This is a genomic window from Pseudomonas sp. PvP100, assembly GCF_017833055.1.
GTDB classification, from domain to species: domain Bacteria; phylum Pseudomonadota; class Gammaproteobacteria; order Pseudomonadales; family Pseudomonadaceae; genus Aquipseudomonas; species Aquipseudomonas syringae.
In genome coordinates this window covers 3,288,014-3,308,228 of record NZ_JAFIBO010000001.1, presented here as the reverse complement: position 1 = coordinate 3,308,228, position 20,215 = coordinate 3,288,014, and the positions used below count along the sequence as shown (strand labels likewise).

The window sequence follows — 20,215 nt, the reverse complement described above, 5'->3', positions numbered from 1 at the left end:
TGTCGTCACCACGTGGTGTCGCCTCAAACCAAAAAAAAGACGCATGAGCGCCGCCCCGTTGAATGTTCAATGAGGCAGTAAGGCGTGTAATTCCGGGGGCTGAAAGTCAGAAACGTATCGGGCAGGGATCATCGGCCCTGCGCTGTCATGGCTCTTCTTTCAGGCCTTCTTCCATTTTTTGCAGTTCTTGCTTGAACGCCTGGTCCAGCAGGCTGGCTCTTTTGCGCCAAGGCTTGCGTTCCGGTTCAGGTTGCGCGGCGTAGGTGGTGATTTCACCGCCGTAGACATCCTTGTAGCGTTGTTCCTGGCGCTCAAGTTCCGCGCGCAGTTCATCTTTAGTCACTTTAATACCTGATCGAGTCGAATGGGCTCTGGCGATGACGCAAAACATTGCAAGTATGTTCACTCCAGTCTGGCTGTATACCAACTACAGTCAGCGGCCTGTTCGGGCGATTGCGCGAAAGGGTTACTGGACATGCCTGTTGTTGTCTGCGGCTACGTGCACCAGAGAGAAACACCTGTCGTAGCGACACACGTTTGATTTCAAGCACAGGGCTTGCGCTGGCAGGCTTGCTGATGATCTCGCTGCGATGGTGCACCGTGACAACGCTTCGACAGGACAGTCGAGGCAGAAATCGGGTCAATGGATCAATCGTTGCGAGGGTATTGCCAACCAACTGACAGATACTATCTCCAAGAACTTCTGCTACGTCAACAACAGAGGTTGAATGAGTTCACATGTCTGGTTTTTTTGTACGATTGTTCCGAAGTTTCAGTGAGCCATTTATATGACATAAGTTTTATAAAACAGTTTTCACGTTCGACGACAAAATGTTGGCGAAGAAATTCACTGTCTTTTATATGCAGGATGTGTGGAGTCGCGTGGCAGGCACCGACCGAGAACGGGATGAAGAGGAGGGGGTCGCGAGCATCGGGCACGAGGGATGCGCCTGAGTAATGAAAACGGCCTTGCTTGGTGAGCAAGGCCGCTGCCTTGGACTTCTCAGTGGGTACCTGACCAGTATTTCCAAGAAGTCACTTCGTGGCAGAGGTAAAGGTATAAGTATATTTACATGGGGTCAATTGCGATTATCGGCCACCTGTTCGATAATCGCACAAATGAGGGCGGGCTTCGCTCCTCTGAAAAGAGCTGAAACCTACGGTTTACAGGGCCTGAAAGGCAGTTACATAAGGTGTTTCAATGAACGACGAACTGCGTAAATCTTTTGCCTCGTTGGCACCGCCCATCGTGGCGTCGCCCGCAAAGCGCATTCAGGCGCTGACCGGTGACCCGGATTTCATGACCTCGCTGGCGCGCGGGCTGGCCGTGATTCATGCCTTTCAGGAGCGTAAGAGACACCTGACCATTGCGCAGATCAGCCACCGCACCGAGATCCCCCGTGCGGCAGTGCGTCGTTGTCTGCACACCCTGATCAAGCTCGGTTATGCGACCACTGACGGCCGTACCTACTCGCTACTGCCCAAAGTATTGACGCTGGGCCACGCCTATTTGTCATCGACGCCACTGGCAACGTCATCGCAGCCTTATCTGGACCGTATGAGCGACCAGCTGCACGAGGCGTGCAATATGGCGACTCTGGAAGGCGACGACATTCTTTATATAGCGCGCTCTGCGACCACGCAGCGACTCATCTCGGTCGACCTTTCCGTGGGCGGTCGTCTTCCCGCGTACTGCACATCCATGGGCCGCATTCTGCTGGCCGCACTGGATGACGTGTCGCTGCATGAATACCTTGACCATGTCGATCTGCAGCCCAAGACCAGCCGCACCATTCGCACGCCGGAGGCCTTGCTCGAATGTCTGCAGCTGGTTCGGCAACAAGGCTGGTGCATTGTCGATCAGGAACTGGAGCAGGGGCTGCGTTCGATTGCCGTACCGGTCTATGATGCGTCGGGCCAGGTGCTGGCTGCGCTGAATGTCAGTACCAGCGCCGGACGTGTGGCACGCAGCGAGCTGGAACAGCGCTTTCTGCCGATCATGCTCGATGCCAGTCGCGACCTGAGTACGCAGCTGTTTACCTGACGTTGCCGTATTTTAGACGGATTGAATTCGTTCGATTACCGAACGTTTAGTCGATTATCGGATTGTTTGCCTTCTTGCTCAGGCATAACCTCATTTTCATTCCGGCGCAGGTCTTCGCGCTGATCATTGAACGTGATGTTGGGTTCGGAGCACCTCATGGCAGACATTCTTTCTCTACGCGATGCGGTGAAGCAACTGGTCAACGATGGCGACACCGTTGCGCTGGAAGGCTTCACGCATCTGATCCCCACGGCCGCTGGGCATGAAATCATCCGTCAGGGTAAAAAAGACCTGACCCTTGTGCGCATGACGCCCGATCTGATCTACGACCAGTTGATCGGTGCCGGCTGTGCGAAGCGGCTGATTTTCTCGTGGGGCGGCAACCCTGGCGTTGGCTCCTTGCACCGTTTGCGCGATGCCGTTGAAAAGCAGTGGCCGCGCGCGATGGAAATTGAAGAGCACAGCCATGCCGACCTCGCCAACGCTTATGTAGCGGGCGCGTCCGGTCTGCCGTTCGCGGTGCTGCGCGCTTATGCCGGGTCCGACCTGCCCAAGGTCAACCCGCTGATCAAGACGGTCACCTGCCCGTTCACCGGCGAAGTGTTGGCAGCGGTGCCTTCGGTACGTCCCGACGTAACCGTGATTCATGCACAGAAAGCCGACCGCAAGGGCAACGTGCTGTTGTGGGGCATTCTCGGTGCGCAGAAAGAAGCCGCACTGGCTGCGAAGCGTTGCATTGTGACGGTGGAAGAAATCGTCGATGACCTCAAGGCGCCGATGAATTCCTGCGTGCTGCCGACCTGGGCGCTGAGCGCGGTGTGCCTGGTGCCAGGCGGCGCGCATCCGTCTTATGCGCATGGCTACTACGAGCGTGACAACCCGTTCTATCAGGCCTGGGACCCGATCGCCCGAGAACGGGAGACGTTCACGGCGTGGATCGATGAATACATCCACGGCACCGCAGACTTCAGTGAATTCCAGAGCAAGCTGGCTCGCGCTTCGGAGGCCAAATAATGACTTACTCCACCAGTGAAATGATGACCGTTGCCGCAGCCCGTCGCTTGCGTAATGGTTCTGTGTGCTTCGTCGGCATCGGCCTGCCTTCGAAGGCGGCGAACCTGGCACGTCTTACCTCTGCGCCTGACGTAGTACTGATCTACGAGTCCGGTCCGATTGGTGCCAAGCCCACGGTCTTGCCGTTGTCTATCGGCGATGGCGAGTTGGCTGAAACCGCAGACACAGTGGTCTCCACCAGTGAAATATTTCGCTACTGGCTGCAGGGCGGTCGCGTCGATGTCGGCTTTCTCGGCGCGGCGCAGGTCGACCGTTTCGGCAACATCAACACCACCGTGGTCGGCGATTACCATCATCCAAAAGTGCGTCTGCCGGGCGCCGGTGGTGCGCCGGAGATCGCCGGGTCGGCCAAGTCAGTGCTGATCATTCTCAAGCAGTCGGCGCGTTCGTTCGTCGACAAGCTGGACTTCATCACCTCGGTCGGCCATGGCGAAGGTGGCGACTCGCGCAAACGCCTGGGCCTGCCCGGTGCCGGCCCAGTGGGCATCATCACCGACCTGTGCATCATGGAGCCGGAAGCCGGCACCCACGAGTTCGTCGTGACCACGCTGCACCCTGGCGTGACCCGCGAGCAGGTGATCGCCGCAACCGGCTGGGAGATCCGCTTTGCCGACACCGTTGTTGTGTCCGAAGAGCCCACTGACGTCGAGCTGACGGCGCTGCGTGATCTGGAAGCACGAACTGCCGCGGCTCATGGTCAGGTCGCAGGAGAAGCGTGATGCGTGATGTATTTATTTGCGATGCGATTCGTACGCCCATCGGTCGCTTTGGTGGTGGGTTGTCTTCGGTGCGTGCAGACGACTTGGCTGCGGTGCCGATCAAGGCGCTGATGGAGCGCAACCCTTCGGTCAACTGGGAAGAGATCGACGAAGTGTTCCTTGGCTGCGCCAATCAGGCCGGCGAGGACAACCGCAACGTCGCGCGCATGGCCGCACTGTTGGCCGGGCTGCCGCAAAGCGTACCGGGCGTCACCCTCAATCGCTTGTGTGCGTCCGGGATGGACGCCATCGGCACCGCGTTCCGGGCCATCGCTTCCGGTGAAATCGAGCTGGCCATCGCCGGAGGCGTCGAGTCGATGTCCCGTGCCCCCTTCGTGATGGGCAAGGCCGATGCCGCGTTTTCGCGCAACATGAAGCTGGAAGACACCACCATCGGCTGGCGCTTTATCAATCCGGCGATGAAAGCACAGTACGGCGTGGACTCAATGCCCGAGACGGGCGACAACGTGGCAACCGACTTCAGGATTTCTCGAGCCGATCAGGACGCTTTCGCCCTGCGCAGCCAGCAACGCACTGCCGTTTCCCAGGCTGCGGGCTTTTTCGAGGAAGAGATCGTGCCGGTGCGAGTCGCGCACAAAAAGGGCGAGACCCTTGTCGACAAGGATGAGCATCCGCGTGGCGATACCAGTCTGGAAACCCTGAGCAAACTCAAGCCGGTCAATGGCCCGGACCGCACGGTGACTGCCGGTAATGCGTCCGGAGTCAACGACGGCGCTGCTGCGCTGATTCTGGCGTCGGCCGAAGCAGTCAAAAAGCATGGCCTGACGCCCCGCGCCCGCGTGCTCGGCATGGCCAGCGCCGCGGTTGCACCTCGGGTGATGGGCATTGGCCCGGTGCCAGCGGTGCGTAAACTGGTCGAGCGTCTGGGGCTGGCGGTGACCGATTTCGATGTCATCGAGCTCAATGAAGCATTTGCCAGCCAGGGGCTTGCGGTGCTGCGCGAGCTGGGTCTGGCGGACGATGCGCCGCAGGTCAATCCCAACGGCGGGGCGATTGCCCTAGGCCATCCGCTGGGCATGAGCGGCGCGCGGCTGGTGCTGACGGCGCTGCATCATCTGGAGAAAACCGGCGGGCGCAGAGGCCTGGCAACCATGTGCGTCGGCGTCGGGCAGGGGCTTGCGCTGGCCATCGAGCGGTAAGCCCTCCCGCTTCAACCTGTTGTCCAGCAACCCGGATCGTTTGTCAGCCTCCACGAAAAGGCAGGCCGATGATCCGGGTTGTTGTTCGTCTGGACGCCCGGATTCTCAACGATCCCGCTATTCCATTCGGCTGAATTGGCCTGACTTATTGTGCTCGATTAAAGACGGTGTTACAGATTGTTTCTTATGGACAGTTCTGCTTGGGGAAAATAATGACTACAACATCAAAAGCACCGCATTACACCGGCGAGGAGCGAAGCAAAAGAATTTTCGCCATTGTCGGCGCCTCATCCGGCAACCTGGTCGAATGGTTCGACTTTTATATCTACGCCTTCTGCGCGATTTATTTCGCACCGGCTTTCTTCCCTTCCGATGATCCGACCGTTCAGTTGCTCAACACCGCAGGTGTATTTGCCGCTGGCTTTCTGATGCGTCCGATTGGCGGCTGGCTGTTTGGTCGTGTCGCAGACAAACATGGCCGCAAGAACTCCATGCTGATTTCGGTCACCATGATGTGTGCCGGATCATTGATCATCGCCTGCCTGCCGACCTATGCCTCGATTGGCGCCTGGGCGCCGGCCTTACTGTTGATGGCGCGCCTGCTGCAAGGCCTGTCGGTAGGTGGCGAGTACGGCACCACGGCCACTTATATGAGTGAAGTGGCGCTGCGCGGCCAGCGCGGCTTTTATGCTTCGTTTCAGTACGTCACCCTGATCGGCGGGCAATTGCTGGCGGTGTTGACGGTGGTCATCCTCCAGCAATTCCTGACCACCGAAGAACTGCGTGACTACGGCTGGCGTATCCCCTTCGTGATCGGTGCTGGCGCTGCGGTCATCGCCTTGCTGTTGCGTCGCACCCTCAATGAAACCACCACGGCCGAAAGCCGGCAGGACAAGGACGCGGGCAGTATTGCGGCACTGTTCAAGCATCATGCTGCTGCCTTCATCACAGTGCTGGGCTACACCGCCGGTGGCTCGCTGATTTTCTATACCTTCACGACCTACATGCAGAAATACCTGGTCAACACCGGGGGCATGGAAGCCAAGACCGCCAGCTACATCATGACCGGTGCGCTGTTTCTGTACATGTGCATGCAGCCGTTCTTCGGCATGCTCGCGGACCGCATTGGCCGTCGCAATTCGATGCTCCTGTTCGGCGCGCTGGGTACGCTGTTCACAGTGCCGATCCTGATGACGCTCAAGACCACCACCAACCCGTTTATTGCCTTTGTGCTGATTACCCTGGCGCTGGCGATCGTCAGCTTCTACACCTCGATCAGCGGGCTGGTCAAAGCCGAGATGTTTCCGCCTCAGGTTCGTGCGCTGGGCGTGGGTCTGGCGTACGCGGTGGCCAACGCAATGTTCGGCGGCTCGGCTGAGTGGGTTGCACTGAAACTCAAGAGTGCCGGAATGGAAAACAGCTTTTACTGGTACGTGACGGCCATGATGGCGGTAGCGTTCCTGTTCAGTCTGCGTTTGCCCAAAGAGCCTAAGTACCTGCATCAGGATCATTGATCGCAGGTGTGTGCCGGCCACAAAAAAACCACCTGATCAGGTGGTTTTTTTGTCTGCCGCTGTCAATCAGAACAGCTGAACCGAAGGCTTCTCCTTGGAGATGGTTTCGGTCTGTCCGGTTCTTTCATACCAGCCGCCGCCGAGGGCCTTGTACAGGTTGACCTCGCTGGTCAGCTGCGACAGGCGATCGGTGATCAGCGTTTGTTGCGCACTGAACAGCGAGCGCTGGGCGTCGAGGAAGGTCAGGTTGCTGTCGATGCCGATCCGGTAACGACGCTCGGCCAGACGGTAGTAATCCTGGTTGGCCGCGACGAAGTCACGTTGCGCCTGGAGCTGCTCGTCATAAGTCTTGCGTGAAGCCAGGCCGTCGGACACTTCCTGGAAGGCGGTCTGAATCGCCTTCTCGTAGTTGGCAACGCTGATTTCCTTCTGGATTTTCGAGTAGTCCAGGCTGGCGCGCAGGTTACCGGCGTTGAAGATCGGAATGTTGATGCTTGGCTGGAACAGCCAAGCGCCCGATCCGCCCTTGAACAGGCCGGACAGCTCGCTGCTGCTGGTCCCGGCACTGGCCGTCAGGCTGATGCTCGGGAAGAACGCTGCACGTGCCGCGCCGATGTTGGCGTTGGCCGCCTTCAGTGAGTGCTCGGCTTCCAGAATGTCCGGACGACGCTGCAGCAGGTCGGACGGCAGGCCTGCCGGCATTTCGGTCAGCATGTCGGAATCGAGCAAGTGGCTGGCAGGCAGGTTGTCAGGCAGGCTGGTGCCGAGCAGCAGCACCAGACTGTTCTGATCCTGGGCAACCAGGCGCTGGTACTGGGCCAGTTTGGCGCGCGCGCTTTCGACGGCGGTGCGCGACTGGCTCAGGTCCAGTGCCGAAGACACGCCGACTTCGCTGGCGCGCGAGGTCAGACGGAAGCTTTCTTCGTAGGTCTTCAGGGTGTCCTGCGTCAGCTTGAGCAGTTCCTTGTCGGCCTGCCAGGTCATGTAGGCATTGGCGACGCTGGCCACCAGACTGATCTGGGTGCTGCGACGTGCTTCCTCGCTGGCGAAGTAGGTCTCCAGCGCCTGCTCGCTGAGGCTGCGTACCCGGCCGAAGAGGTCCAGTTCGTAAGAGCTGACACCCAGGGTGGCCGAGTAGCTGCTGGTGATGCCGGGCTGACCGGTTTGCGACTGGTCACCTGGCACGCGCTGACGTGAGCCGCTACCCGTGGCCGAAACGGCAGGGAACAGGTCCGAGCGCTGGATACGGTACTGGGCGCGGTAGGCGTCGATGTTCAGCGCCGCAACCCGAAGGTCACGGTTGTTGAGCAGTGCAGTCTGAATCAGCTGTTGCAGCGCCGGGTCATTGAAGAAGTGCCGCCAGCCTTGTTCCGCGGCGGCCATTTTGGCGCCTTCGACCGGCGAGTACGCCGGCCCTTGCGGATATTGTGCCGCGACCGGTGCTTCCGGCTGTTTGTAATCGGGGATCAAAGAGCAGCCGCCGAGAATGAACGCGGTAACTGCAAGTGAGATCAATGACTTGCTCATTGGCCAGCCTCATCGTGTGAAATATGTTTCTGCTTGCTCTTGAAGAGCCCTGAAACCGTTACGAAGAACAGGGGCACCCAGAAGATCGCCAGAATAACTGCGGTGATCATACCGCCAATTACGCCAGTACCGATCGAATGCTGACTGCCCGAACCTGCGCCCGTGGAAATCGCCAACGGTACGACGCCGAGGATGAAGGCCATGGAAGTCATGATGATCGGGCGCAGACGCATGCGGCAGGCCTCGATCGCCGCGTCCACCAGGCTCTTGCCCTGTTCGTGAAGCTCTTTGGCGAACTCGACGATCAGAATGGCGTTTTTCGCCGCCAGCCCCACCGTCACCAACAAGCCGACCTGGAAGAACACGTCGTTGGACAGACCGCGCAGGCTGGTTGCCATCAATGCACCGATAACCCCCAGTGGCACCACGAGGATGACCGCGATCGGAATCGACCAGCTTTCATACAGCGCCGCCAGACAGAGGAACACGACCAGCAACGACAAGGCATACAGGGCAGGGGCCTGCGAACCGGAAAGGCGTTCCTCGTAAGACAGACCGGTCCACGAGATGCCGATGCCCTGCGGCAGCTTCTTGGCCAGCGCTTCGACTTCGTTCATCGCGTCGCCGCTGCTGTAACCAGGGGCTGGAGTACCGAGCACTTCCTCTGCCGCCACGCCGTTGTAGCGTGACAGTTTCGGCGAGCCGTAGGACCATTTGCCGCTGGCGAAGGCCGAGAACGGCACCATCTCACCTGCGCTGTTGCGCACGTACCATTTCTTCAGATCTTCAGGCGTCATACGCGCACCTGCATCGCCCTGGATGTACACCTTCTTCACACGGCCACGGTCGATGAAGTCGTTGACGTAGCTGCCACCCAACGCGATGGACAGTGTGTTGTTGATGTCCGACAGGGTGATACCCAAAGCGCTGGCGCGCTCGTCGTCAATGATCAACTGGTACTGCGGTTCGTCGTTCAGCCCGTTGGGACGCACACCCGCCAGAATCTTGCTCTGTGCGGCCATACCGAGGAACTGGTTACGCGCTTCCATCAGCTTGTCGTGACCCACGCCGCCTTGATCCTGCAAGTAAACATCGAAGCCGGTGGCGTTACCCAGTTCAAGTACCGAAGGCGGGACGACCGCAAACACCATCGCGTCGCGCAGACTGAAGAAATAGCCCTGAGCCCGCTTGGCCAGTTCGAAGACGCTGTTGTTGGAATCACGCTCCTCCCACGGCTTGAGCATCACGAACGCAATCGCCGAGCTTTGACCGCGGCCTGCGAAGTTGAAGCCGTTTACCGAGAACACCGACTTCACTGCGCCGCTTTCCTTGGTCAGCAGGTACTCACGCATCTGATCGATGACTTCCTGCGTACGCTCGGTCGAGGAGCCGGCCGGTGTCTGGATCTGGGCGAAGATAACGCCCTGGTCTTCATCCGGCAGGAACGCAGCCGGAATACGCATGAACATGAACACCATGCCCGCGCAGATCAGTATGTAACCCAGGTACGCAGGCCACTTGTGCTTGAGCATGTTGCCGACGCCGCGCTCGTAACTCAGAACGCTACGGTCGAAGGTACGGTTGAACCAGCCGAAGAAACCACGTTTCGGTTGCCCGTGCTTCTCGTGATCGATGGGCTTGAGCATGGTGGCGCACAGCGCCGGGGTGAAGATCAGCGCAACCACGACCGACAGGGCCATGGCCGAGACGATGGTGATCGAGAACTGCTTGTAGATCACCCCGGTGGAGCCACCGAAAAACGCCATTGGCAATAGAACCGCCGACAGCACCAGGGCAATACCGACCAGTGCGCCTTGAATCTGTGTCATGGACTTGATCGTGGCGTCGCGCGGGGAGAGCTTTTCCTCCTCCATGACCCGCTCGACGTTTTCCACCACCACAATCGCATCGTCCACCAGCAAGCCGATGGCCAGCACCATACCGAACATGGTCAGGGTGTTGATTGTGAAGCCGAAGGCCGCGAGGATGCCGAACGTACCCAGCAAGACCACCGGAACCGTCATCGTGGTGATGATGGTTGCGCGGAAGTTCTGCAGGAACAGGTACATCACCAGGAACACCAGCACGATCGCTTCGATCAGGGTGTGCACCACGCCGTTGATCGATTCGCTCACCACCGGTGTGGTGTCATACGGGTACACGACTTTCATGCCAGGCGGGAAGAATGGCTCCAGCGACGAAACGGTCGCGCGGATGGCCTTGGCGGTGTCCAGTGCGTTGGCGCCGGTGGCGAGCTTGATCGCCAGACCGGAAGCCGGTTTGCCGTCGAACTGCGAATCGGTGCTGTAGTTCTCTGCGCCCAGGCCGACTGTAGCGACGTCTTTCAGGCGAACCTGTGAGCCGTCGGTGTTGACCTTGAGGAAGATATTGCCGAACTGCTCGGCGGTCTGAAGACGCGTCTTGCCGATGATCGTAGCGTTCAACTGCTGGCCGCTGATCGATGGCAGGCCGCCCAACTGGCCGGACGACACCTGAACGTTCTGCGCGGTGATCGCGTTTTTCACGTCTACCGGGGTCAGCTGGAAGTTGTTCAGCTTGGCCGGGTCCAGCCAGATACGCATGGCGTACTGCGAACCGAACACCTGGAAGTCACCCACACCGGAGGTCCGGGAGATCGGGTCCTGCATGTTCGACACAATGTAGTTGGCCAGGTCTTCCTTGCCCATGCTGCCGTCTTCCGACACCAGACCGATCACCATCAGGAAGTTCTTCACTGCCTTGGTGACGCGGATACCCTGTTGCTGCACTTCCTGTGGCAGCAGCGGGGTCGCGAGGTTGAGCTTGTTCTGCACCTGGACCTGCGCCGTATCCGGGTTGGTGCCCTGATTGAAGGTCGCCGTGATGGTCATGCTGCCGTCGGAGTTACTTTCCGAGCTGACATAACGCAGGTTATCGATACCGTTGAGCTGTTGCTCGATCACCTGGACCACAGTGTCCTGCACCGTCTGGGCAGACGCGCCCGGATAGGTGACCTGGATACCGATGGCGGGCGGTGCGATGCTCGGGTACTGGTTGATCGGCAGGCTGGAAATCGACAGCGCACCGACCAGCATGATCACGAGGGCAATAACCCAGGCAAAAATGGGTCGATCAATAAAAAATTTCGACATGGGTTACTCCCCTTTGCTGCCTGCGGCTTTATCAGTGGCCGGGGCAGGTGCCGGGTTTGCTCCTTTGACGTTGGTCGCTTCGGCGACTTTCACTTCGGCGCCTGGTTTGACGTACTGCAAGCCTTCGGTGATGACGCGATCACCTTCTTTCAGGCCGTCTTCGATCAGCCAGTCGCTGCCCACGGTGCGATTGGCCACCAGCGTGCGCATTTCAACCTTGTTGTCCTGGTTGACTACCATGGCGGTCGGCGTGCCTTTCAGGTCACGGGTTACGCCTTGCTGCGGTGCCAGGATGGCCTTCGAATTGACGCCAGCCTGCAACTGCGCATGAACGAACATGCCCGGCAGCAGACGGTGTTCAGGGTTCGGGAACACCGCACGCAGGGTCACGGAGCCGGTGGTCTGGTCAACCGATACCTCGGAGAATTCCAGTTTGCCTTCCTGGGCGTAGACGCTGTTGTCTTCCAGGGTCAGCTTGACCTTGGCCGCGTTGTCACCGGCTTTCTGCAGCTTGCCGCTATCCAGGTCGCTGCGCAGCTTGAGCATGTCGGCAGATGACTGCACCACGTCGACATAGATTGGATCGAGTTGCTGGATGGTTGCCATCGCGTCGGTCTGCGCGCTGCTCACCAGTGCGCCTTCAGTCACCGCAGAGCGACCGATACGACCGGAAATAGGAGCCAGCACCTTGGTGTAGCGCAGGTTGATCTGGGCGGTCTGCAGGGTTGCCTGAGCTTCCTGGGTGGATGCTAGCGCCGTGTCGTACTCCTGACGGCTCACTGCCTGCTCGCTGACCAGTTGCTTGTAGCGATCGGACATCGACTTGGCGGACTGCAGGGTGGCCTTGGCGCTGTTGGCGTTGGCTTCATAGACAGCCGGATCGATCTGGTAGAGCTGCTGACCGGCTTTGACATCCCCACCTTCGGTGAACAGACGCTTGAGAATGATGCCGTTGACCTGAGGGCGAACCTCGGCAACGCGGAATGCGGTGGTCCGGCCCGGCAGCTCGGTGGTCAGGGTATACGGCTGTGCTTTGATGGTAACGACGCCTACCTGAGGGGTTTGCGCAGGCGGGGCGGCCTGTTCCTTCTTGCTACAGCCACTGAGCAGGGTTGCCAGGGCGATGGCAGTGACCAGAACGGTAACAGCTGGCTTGAATTGCATGAAGATCCTCGGGGCAGGAGCCTGTTTTCTCAACAGTACGTTGAAGTGTTAAAAAATATTTCGGCTAGATAAGTAGCATGCTAAGGAATATACTTACATTCGCGGTTGTTTGTAAACACCTGCCGTGCGCATTCGGCCAGTATTCAGGGAGCCGGGAGCCAATTCGGGACAAGGCGAGACAAATGCCGCCCGGTCATATCTTGAGGCATGACGCAAAACGCATGCCTGAGGTGAATTTTTTGAGGTCTTATTGCCATGGTTCGTCGCACCAAAGAGGAAGCTCAGATCACTCGCAGCCAGATTCTGGAGGCTGCCGAGCAGGCTTTTTATGAGCGAGGCGTCGCCCGCACGACGCTGGCCGACATTGCCACCCTTGCCGGTGTGACGCGAGGCGCCATCTATTGGCACTTCAACAATAAGGCCGATCTGGTGCAGGCCATGCTCGACAGCCTTCAGGAGCCTCTTGACGAAATGGCCGAGGCCAGCCAGAGCGAGGACGAGGAAGACCCGCTGGGCTGCATGAGAAATCTGTTGATTCACCTGTTTCATGAACTCGCACTGGACCCGAAAACCCGTCGCATCAATGAAATCCTCTTTCACAAGTGCGAGTTTACCGACGAGATGTGTGATTTCCGTCGTCAGCGTCAGGACAACGCCATACAGTGCCACGACCGTATCACCCTGGGGCTGAACAACGCCGTACGCCAAGGGCAATTACCCAAAGGGCTGGACACCGCCCGGGCTGCCGTGGCGCTGTTTGCCTACGTCAACGGCATCATTTACCAATGGCTGCTGGTTCCGGACAGCTTCTCGCTGCCCGCAGAGGCCGAGCAACTGGTCGACGTGTGCCTGGACATGCTGCGTTTCAGCCCGACTTTGCTGATCGATAATAACCGCTCGACAGTGGGTGCCTGACTGAACATGACCGGCGGCGGCACCCGCCGGTTCCGCCTGCCAGCGATGCTGTGCAGAGCCTAACTCCAATCCGTGCCTCTTATATAGTGTGTTTACCGATCGTTTACCTGTATTTACCGATTGCGCTCACCGTGCAAGCATCAGCGAGCGTTGATCTGACAAGATATTGTAGGAAGCAAGTAGGACATTTCCTGATACATGTAGCTGATTTCCCAAAGTAAATTCCGAGTATTGCTCCGCAGGAAAACTCCCTTCACTCTTCGCCTCCTGAAAGATCAGAAGAGAGGAAGGTTGCATGTTTTTGCCGAATCTTGCGCCTATGTGCCCTGAAATCATCACCAGTGACGCTGATGTCTACTCGGGCAGGCAGGGCCATGGCTACCCAATGAGCGGGGACATCTCTGGCGTGACCGATACCTGCGAAGGGCATGCAGGTACGCGCAAAAACCTGACCCCGGCGACTGATGGGAGGGCAGGGCATGTCGGACACTGCAACTGACGCTGTGGGGTTATTGGCCAGGATCACGCAACAATCTGAACGTGTGGCCATGGATTCAGTATTGGGCACACCGGTCATACGATTGGGGTTGATCACCACGCTGTATTTTCGCAATGGCCACACTGTGGAGATGAAGCGTCGCGTCGAAGCCTGCTTTTTGCGCTTTTACGAAGCGTTCAAAACCAGACTCAAATGGCAACTCTTCAAACGCATGCGTCGCCTGAGCGGCTCCGGGTTCGCTTCGACCCGGCGCCAGATTGTCGAGAGCCCGCCTGACGAGCAGTTCATCTGGTCTATCGCCAGCGCCACTCAGGCTGAAGTCGCCACCTACAGCCTGTTCGTGATGAACACCTCAGAGGGGCAGGCCGACAACGACCGATCATGTCTGAAAATGGTTCTGCCCTGGTCATATCTGACCGAGCCCGACGGCTTGAAACAGTACGAGGAGTGGATCAGGTACCTCAGCAGCGAACTGCAGGCCGAGCACGGCTTTGGTGGTCTTGCCTGCGTTTTGCCGTGCGACGGCCATCAGTATTTGCCCCGGGAATTTCGGCTTGCTCAGGATTTTAGCGGGCTGATGGTCGATCCCGGCCCGCACATTGAAAGCCTGCGTCTGCTGGACCGCATAAAGGGCGTCAGTTGGTACACCGTGCTTGGCGATGCGTTCGTCAGGCAACTGGGAGGCAGCGACAAAATGCGCGGCGAGATGAGCGCTCACAGCGAGATCGTGTTCCATACCTATCGCAATGGCTTGATTATCCGCGCCGGTGAGGTGCCCGAGCTGGGCGGGAGAGGGCTGCCGCCGCCGCAGTCTTATGTGACGGTCAACAGGATGATCAAGCCGATTCGCCTGCAGGACACCGGCAATCTTCATCCCTACCTGGTTCCAGGGATTGGCTTTACCGATGAAACCACCGCGCAGTGGTATGCGCGATTCGACGAAAAGCCGCTGCCGCCGGTCAATGCCGGGCAAGCCTGCCCTCGCTCAGGCAGCTGGTTCAGCAGTGCACAGTCCGGCTCGCGTCGACACTTCGACGAAGGTGAACTCATGCCTGCGTTTGCCCATATAAAGAGCAAGAAAACGCAATGGTTTTGGGCCGGGATGCATTCCTGAAACTGAAAGGCCGATCAGTCCCGTCCTCGCAGCAACGTATTGGGCATCACCGCGGCTGCCGCAAGACCGAGCAACGAAATGGCCGCACTGGTGATCAGCAGGTTTCTGAAGGTCACTGCCAGTTCGGCGCGCAGAGTTTCCAGCGCCGGGCCGGTTGCCGCGTTAAGGCTGTCGAGCAGGACATTGCCGGAGCCGCCTTCGCCACCCAGTGCTCCTGCGCCGAGTTGGCCGACTCCGGTGTGTTGCAACATGGCCAACAGCAGCGCCGACATCAGTGCCACGCCCACTGCACCACCCAGTGAGCGGAACAGATTGGTCGTACTGGTGGCCACGCCCATATCCCGGAGCTGAACCGAATTCTGGGTGCCGACCAATGAGGTGGGGAACTGCATACCGGTCGCAACACCGGTGAGGATCATGAACAGGCTCATCACTATCAGCGATTGCGGCGGCGTGAAGGCCATGCCCAGAATCGCAACCGGCATCAACAGCGCACCGGTCAGGATCAGTGGCTTGTAACGCCCGGTATGCGCGGTGCGTCGCCCGGCGAAATAGGCACCCATCGGCATGCCGATAGCCAGTGGAAGCAAGTGCAGGGCGGCGCTGTCTGCGCCGCCCCCGGTAACGGTCTGATAACGCAGCGGCATCAGAACAATCAGGGAAATGGCCTGAAAACTGGTGAAGAACACGGTGCACCAGCACAGCACGGCACTCTTGTTGGTGAACAGATGCATGGGCAGCAAGGGTTCGGCTGTGCGACGTTCGTACCAGACGAAAATGGCCAGTGTCAGCAGGGCCGTGCCCAGTAACAACTGAACCTCGGTGTCGCCCAGACCATGCCCCTGGCCAATTTCGGTAATCCCCAGCAGCAGCGCTGTCAGGCCGATGATCATTAGCACGGTACCCAGGTAATCGATAATCGGCTTGCGTTGCGGGACTGGCAGGCCGACGAGGGTCCGATACGCGACGATCAGCGCGGCTGCTCCCAGAGGCAGATTGATCAGGAACACCCAGCGCCAGGACAGGTATTCGGTCATCAGGCCACCGAGTACCGGCCCGGCGACGCTGGCCACGGCGTACATGCTGCTGAAGTAACCCTGATAACGGCCGCGCTCGCGAGGTGGAACGATGTCGGCGATGATCGCCTGGCTGACCGAAACCATCCCGCCGGCGCCGATACCTTGAAGAACGCGCGCCAGCACCAGTTGTTCCATGCTCTGCGCCAGGCCACAGAACAGCGAAGCCAGGGTAAAAATCCCCAGCCCGAACAGCATCAGTTTACGTCGCCCGTAAAGATCGCCGAGCTTGCCGTAGATCGGCACGGCCACGGTCAGCGACACCATGTAGGCGGATATCACCCAGGCCAGGAGATCGATATCCCTGAATTGCGCAGAAATGGCGGGCATCGACACCGCGACGATGGTTTGGTCCAGCGCGCTGAGCAGGACTGCCATCATCAACGCAAACAGGATGCTGCGGATGGCCGGAGGCGTTTGATTAAGACTGGTCAAGGCAAAACCTGATGGCAGTGTTGACCCGCCGCAAGTGTGGCGGGAGAGTCTGGCCAGTCTAATCCGATAGCTTGCTAATCGATAGCTGCCTTTGTGCAATGGCAATGCGATTCACGCGGCGCGAGTCTCATCGCAAGGCGCTGAAGGTTGCATCGGTTGGCACGCAATGGCCAAACGTACAGCTGGAAACATAGGGGGCCTGGCGCGCCAGTTCGTTACGATAGGCACCGGCGCTGTAGACAGCCAATACCGCCAGAGCTCCTGCGACAACCATGCACTTTCTTGTTATTGCTTTCATGACGCACTCCTTACCTCGGCTACAGAGCAGTTTGAAAGGACTGATTAGAGTGTAGGACAAGGTTGGGTTTTGCGTCGGCGGCTTTATCGCTGCATGCCGCGTGTCGGACGAGCCGAAAGACGCGCTAGAATTCGCGCTTTGACGTATTGGCAGGGTTGAGAGACATGGCACGCAAGGAATACAACGGGTTTGAAGTGGTCTCGGCAGTCATGCCGTCCGAGCAGGGGTATAACGCGGCGATTGCCGTAAAGGCGCTGGGCGCCGGCGGCGCACCGCGCTTCCATGCGCTGCTGCCGGACCAGAAATTCAAGACCGCCGATGATGCCGACCTGGCCGCTGTGCAAGAGCTGCAGCGGCTGGTCGATATCGATGCAGAGGGCGAACCGGTGTGGGCTGACGCCTGATCAGGCGCCTGGGCGGAACATCTTGAACAGCGCTTCCGGGCCGAGCTGGAAGTAATCCGCCGGGCCGCCGCCGCGCAGAATCGGCTCGGCGGCGGCAGTGTCGTAAACGCCGTCCTTGAGCAGCGACTTGTCGATATGCACCGCCACCACTTCGCCGAGAATCAACCAGCTTGGCACCAACTCCTTGTCGGCACGCTGCAACTGAATGATCTGTGTGACCTTGCACTCGAACGACACCGGCGTTTCGAGTACACGCGGCACCGAGACGATCTGCGAGGCCAGTGGGGTCAGGTTTGCCAGTTCGAATTCGCTGACGTCCGGCGCCACCGGCGCGCAGCTCTGGTTCATGGCTTCGGCCAGCGAGCGGGTCGCCAGGTTCCAGACGAACTCGCCGGTTTGCTCGATATTATTGAGGCTGTCTTTGCGACCCACGCTGCAGAAGCCGATGATCGGCGGCACGTAGTTGAACGCGTTGAAGAAGCTGTAAGGTGCCAGGTTGAGTTTGCCGTTGGCATCCTGCGACGAAATCCAGCCAATCGGGCGTGGGCCTACAATCGCGTTGAACGGGTCGTGCGGCAGGCCGTGACCCTTGGATGGCTCGTAGGAGTGAATAGCGTCTGACATGCTCGGTTCCTGATGGGCTCAATAGTGGATGTCAGCATAGTGCTGCGCATTTGCAGAGGATGCCAGAGGGGCGTGCGTGTTTCATTCTGAGCCAGACATGAAGAAGCCCGACATCAGCCGGGCTTTGGGGGTGTTGCGTGAGCGATCAGCCCAGACGATTGGCGCCTACGCGATCTGCACCGTCTGCAGCAAGACGATTGGCACCGACGTGGTCTGCACCATCGGCAGCCTGACGGTTGGCACCGACGCGGTCTGCGCCATCAGCGGCGAGACGGTTGGCACCGACATGATCTGCGCCGTCCGCAGATACACGGATCGAGCCGACGTTAGTGTGTTTGGTGCCGCCTTCAGCAACGAGGGTGGTGCTGGACAGGTCGCTCTGAACGTTGGTGGCTGGAAGTGCAAATGCGCTCGAAGCCAGAACAGAGATAGCCAGGCCAAAGATCAGTGTGTTGGTTTTCATGATGATGTCTCCAATGCGTGTCGGGTGAGTTGTCATCCCGGTATGGAGGCAATGCTACGCGCCAGCGGATTATTAAGAAGTTAATAGGATTGCTAGCGATCATCGCTGAAAATGATAGTTGGCTGTGATGCTCTGATTTCGGGCCTTTCAGCGGGGGTTGCATTATTGTGGTGCAATTCTTGAAAAGTCTTGTAATAAAGGCTCTTGACAAGTTAAAAGTGCAGTTCATTCAAGCGGTTATTGCTAAAAGTTGGCTAAATAGCGCACCGCCCTGTAACACTCTGTTGCAGGTGCTGCATGTAATGGATTGTTTTGTAGCGGTTGATGTATCAATGCGGGCGATGATATTGATCGTTGTAAGTGAGCCTGAATGACTCTTCTGCCTGCGCGGAGTCCTCAGCGTTATACACACGTCTCGATAAGCCCGAAAAATGGAGTGAACGGGGCGGCGATCCCCATTGCTCACGAAGAGTCAGTCATAACGCTCTATTTCTGGAGACTGTACCGGCCTCTTCGCGAGCAAGCTCGCTCCCACGAGATTTGTATATAACGATGAGAGCGGAGCCTGGGCACGAGAATCGTCGCAATCCTTATCAGTCAGTTTCGATACGCGAGTGCTTGCGCGTGTCTTTCATGAACACATACACCAGCAGCGAGCAGGCAATACAGGCAGTGACGTACCAGTAGTAACCGGTCTCCATACCGATGCTCTTGAACCACAGCGCGATGTATTCCGCAGTGCCGCCGAAGATCGATACTGTCAGGGCGTAAGGCAGGCCGACGCCCAGCGCGCGGATCTCGGTCGGAAACAGCTCTGCCTTCACCACTGCGTTGATCGAGGTGTAGCCGCTGACAATGATCAGTGCCGCCATGATCAGGAAGAACGCACCCCACCATGTCTGAATGGTATGCAGCGTGGTCAGGATCGGTACGGTACACAGCGTTCCCAGCACGCCGAACGCAATCAGGATCGGACGACGCCCGATCTTGTCGGACAGCGCACCGACCACCGGCTGCAACAGCATGAACAGAAACAGCGTCGCCGCTGATATCGACGTCGAGTCGGTGATGCTCATGCCGACGGTGTTGACCAGATACTTCTGCATATAAGTGGTGTAAGTGTAAAAAGCCAGCGTCCCGCCCATGGTCAGACCCACGACGGTCATCAGTTCCTTGGGATGACGCATCAGCGTGCGCATCAGGCTTTCCTTGGGCTTTTCCTTCTTCTTGCGCGTGAACGACTCGGTTTCTTCCATGCCGCGACGCAGGAACAGCGCGACGATTGCGCACAGTGCACCGATGACGAACGGGATACGCCAGCCCCAGGCATACAATTGCTCCGTGGTCAGCGTCTGTTGCAGAACGATCAGCACGCCCAGCGCGATGAGCTGGCCGGAAATCAGCGTGACGTACTGAAAGCTGGAGAAGAAGCCTCGACGTTCCTTGGTGGCCATTTCGCTGAGGTAGGTGGCGGACGTGCCGTATTCACCGCCGACAGACAGCCCCTGCAGCAAGCGGGCAAACACCAGCAGGATCGGAGCACCGACGCCGATGCTTTCATAGCCTGGCGTCAGGGCAATGATCAGCGAGCCGAAGCACATCAGCAGCACCGAGGCCATCAGTGCAGCCTTGCGGCCTTTGTAGTCAGCGTAAAGCCCCATCAGCCAGCCACCGATAGGCCGCATCAGAAAGCCGACGGCAAAGATCGCAGCGGTGTTGAGCAACTGGGCGGTGGTGTCGCCCTTGGGAAAGAAGGCTTTGGCGAAGTACAGCGAGAAGGCGGCGTAGACGTACCAGTCGTACCACTCGACCATGTTGCCGACCGAACCACTGAAAATCGATTTGAGACGGCTGGAGGTGGTTTTCTGGCCAGCGGCAGTAGCAGCCGACCCATGGGAGGCGGGATTGGAAGTTTCCATGGTGTTCCTTGTTTTTCATTATTTTTGGAAGGAGGCATTCGATGCCCTGCGTGTTACATAGCAGGAGCTGTGCCAGACCATGAGGGCTTGTTCTAG

General features: G+C 58.6%; 19 protein-coding genes. 10 read left to right on the top strand and 9 right to left on the bottom strand.

The window, feature by feature from the left end:
* Positions 1-145: 145 nt before the first annotated feature.
* The gene (locus JOE39_RS14020) at positions 146-343 is read right to left on the bottom strand and encodes a hypothetical protein (RefSeq protein WP_002554967.1); all 198 of its coding nucleotides are present in this window, start codon (positions 341-343) and stop codon (positions 146-148) included.
* Between the two features lie 858 nt (positions 344-1,201).
* Here JOE39_RS14020 and pcaR point away from each other — a divergent pair.
* The 5 genes from pcaR to JOE39_RS13995 all read left to right on the top strand — a co-directional run bounded on the left by pcaR (position 1,202) and on the right by JOE39_RS13995 (position 6,550).
* Positions 1,202-2,044, top strand: coding sequence for a pca regulon transcriptional regulator PcaR (gene pcaR, locus JOE39_RS14015; protein WP_003363842.1), 843 nt, complete (start codon positions 1,202-1,204; stop codon positions 2,042-2,044).
* A gap of 156 nt (positions 2,045-2,200) precedes the next feature.
* A complete protein-coding gene (locus JOE39_RS14010) occupies positions 2,201-3,058 on the top strand; it encodes a CoA transferase subunit A (RefSeq protein ID WP_024683939.1) in 858 nt (285 codons plus the stop codon).
* Complete coding sequence (locus JOE39_RS14005; protein ID WP_170963814.1) at positions 3,055-3,837, top strand: CoA-transferase subunit beta; 783 nt, start codon at positions 3,055-3,057, stop codon at positions 3,835-3,837. Before JOE39_RS14010 ends, JOE39_RS14005 begins: the two co-directional genes overlap by 4 nt.
* Positions 3,837-5,036, top strand: a complete 1,200-nt coding sequence (gene pcaF, locus JOE39_RS14000) for a 3-oxoadipyl-CoA thiolase (RefSeq protein ID WP_210078627.1) — start codon at positions 3,837-3,839, stop codon at positions 5,034-5,036. The genes JOE39_RS14005 and pcaF overlap by 1 nt, the downstream gene beginning before the upstream one ends.
* A gap of 212 nt (positions 5,037-5,248) precedes the next feature.
* Positions 5,249-6,550 (top strand): MFS family transporter, encoded by a 1,302-nt coding sequence (locus tag JOE39_RS13995; RefSeq protein WP_003425192.1) that lies wholly within the window; start codon positions 5,249-5,251, stop codon positions 6,548-6,550.
* Between the two features lie 66 nt (positions 6,551-6,616).
* Here the strand turns inward: JOE39_RS13995 and JOE39_RS13990 are convergent, their stop codons facing one another.
* Genes JOE39_RS13990 through JOE39_RS13980 form a run of 3 tightly spaced genes read right to left on the bottom strand, consistent with a single transcriptional unit; the run spans position 6,617 to position 12,372 of the window.
* Positions 6,617-8,077 (bottom strand): AdeC/AdeK/OprM family multidrug efflux complex outer membrane factor, encoded by a 1,461-nt coding sequence (locus JOE39_RS13990; RefSeq protein WP_010424048.1) that lies wholly within the window; start codon positions 8,075-8,077, stop codon positions 6,617-6,619.
* Positions 8,074-11,208: an efflux RND transporter permease subunit gene (locus tag JOE39_RS13985; protein WP_010424049.1), complete on the bottom strand. Its 3,135-nt coding sequence runs from the start codon at positions 11,206-11,208 to the stop codon at positions 8,074-8,076. Before JOE39_RS13985 ends, JOE39_RS13990 begins: the two co-directional genes overlap by 4 nt.
* 3 nt (positions 11,209-11,211) lie before the next feature.
* Positions 11,212-12,372: an efflux RND transporter periplasmic adaptor subunit gene (locus JOE39_RS13980; RefSeq protein WP_004389713.1), complete on the bottom strand. Its 1,161-nt coding sequence runs from the start codon at positions 12,370-12,372 to the stop codon at positions 11,212-11,214.
* Positions 12,373-12,627: 255 nt separating this feature from the next.
* On the opposite strand from JOE39_RS13980, the gene JOE39_RS13975 reads away from it, so the two are divergent.
* From JOE39_RS13975 to JOE39_RS13965, 3 genes are all read left to right on the top strand, one after another.
* Positions 12,628-13,287 carry a TetR family transcriptional regulator gene (locus tag JOE39_RS13975; protein WP_210078628.1) on the top strand — a complete coding sequence of 220 codons (660 nt, stop codon included), beginning with the start codon at positions 12,628-12,630 and terminating at the stop codon, positions 13,285-13,287.
* 295 nt (positions 13,288-13,582) lie between these two features.
* Positions 13,583-13,786 carry a hypothetical protein gene (locus JOE39_RS13970; protein ID WP_074907327.1) on the top strand — a complete coding sequence of 68 codons (204 nt, stop codon included), beginning with the start codon at positions 13,583-13,585 and terminating at the stop codon, positions 13,784-13,786.
* Positions 13,767-14,900 carry a DUF3396 domain-containing protein gene (locus JOE39_RS13965; RefSeq protein WP_024665790.1) on the top strand — a complete coding sequence of 378 codons (1,134 nt, stop codon included), beginning with the start codon at positions 13,767-13,769 and terminating at the stop codon, positions 14,898-14,900. Before JOE39_RS13970 ends, JOE39_RS13965 begins: the two co-directional genes overlap by 20 nt.
* A 14-nt stretch (positions 14,901-14,914) precedes the next feature.
* Here the strand turns inward: JOE39_RS13965 and JOE39_RS13960 are convergent, their stop codons facing one another.
* On the bottom strand, positions 14,915-16,411 hold the full coding sequence (locus JOE39_RS13960) for an MDR family MFS transporter (protein ID WP_004389716.1): 1,497 nt from the start codon (positions 16,409-16,411) through the stop codon (positions 14,915-14,917).
* A gap of 127 nt (positions 16,412-16,538) precedes the next feature.
* Positions 16,539-16,709, bottom strand: a complete 171-nt coding sequence (locus JOE39_RS13955; protein ID WP_004416346.1) for a hypothetical protein — start codon at positions 16,707-16,709, stop codon at positions 16,539-16,541.
* A 164-nt stretch (positions 16,710-16,873) separates the two neighbouring features.
* Between JOE39_RS13955 and JOE39_RS13950 the strand changes: the two genes are divergently transcribed.
* Positions 16,874-17,113, top strand: coding sequence for a hypothetical protein (locus JOE39_RS13950; protein ID WP_003406313.1), 240 nt, complete (start codon positions 16,874-16,876; stop codon positions 17,111-17,113).
* Here JOE39_RS13950 and JOE39_RS13945 read toward each other — a convergent pair whose 3' ends face one another.
* Both JOE39_RS13945 and JOE39_RS13940 read right to left on the bottom strand, forming a co-directional pair.
* Positions 17,114-17,737 carry a flavin reductase family protein gene (locus JOE39_RS13945; protein ID WP_003406312.1) on the bottom strand — a complete coding sequence of 208 codons (624 nt, stop codon included), beginning with the start codon at positions 17,735-17,737 and terminating at the stop codon, positions 17,114-17,116.
* A gap of 145 nt (positions 17,738-17,882) precedes the next feature.
* Positions 17,883-18,200: a hypothetical protein gene (locus JOE39_RS13940; RefSeq protein ID WP_003395917.1), complete on the bottom strand. Its 318-nt coding sequence runs from the start codon at positions 18,198-18,200 to the stop codon at positions 17,883-17,885.
* A gap of 179 nt (positions 18,201-18,379) precedes the next feature.
* Here JOE39_RS13940 and JOE39_RS13935 point away from each other — a divergent pair, with 179 nt between their 5' ends.
* Positions 18,380-18,574 carry a hypothetical protein gene (locus tag JOE39_RS13935; RefSeq protein ID WP_161632679.1) on the top strand — a complete coding sequence of 65 codons (195 nt, stop codon included), beginning with the start codon at positions 18,380-18,382 and terminating at the stop codon, positions 18,572-18,574.
* 219 nt (positions 18,575-18,793) lie between these two features.
* Here the strand turns inward: JOE39_RS13935 and JOE39_RS13930 are convergent, their stop codons facing one another.
* Positions 18,794-20,119 carry an MFS transporter gene (locus JOE39_RS13930; protein ID WP_003395916.1) on the bottom strand — a complete coding sequence of 442 codons (1,326 nt, stop codon included), beginning with the start codon at positions 20,117-20,119 and terminating at the stop codon, positions 18,794-18,796.
* Positions 20,120-20,215: the final 96 nt, after the last annotated feature.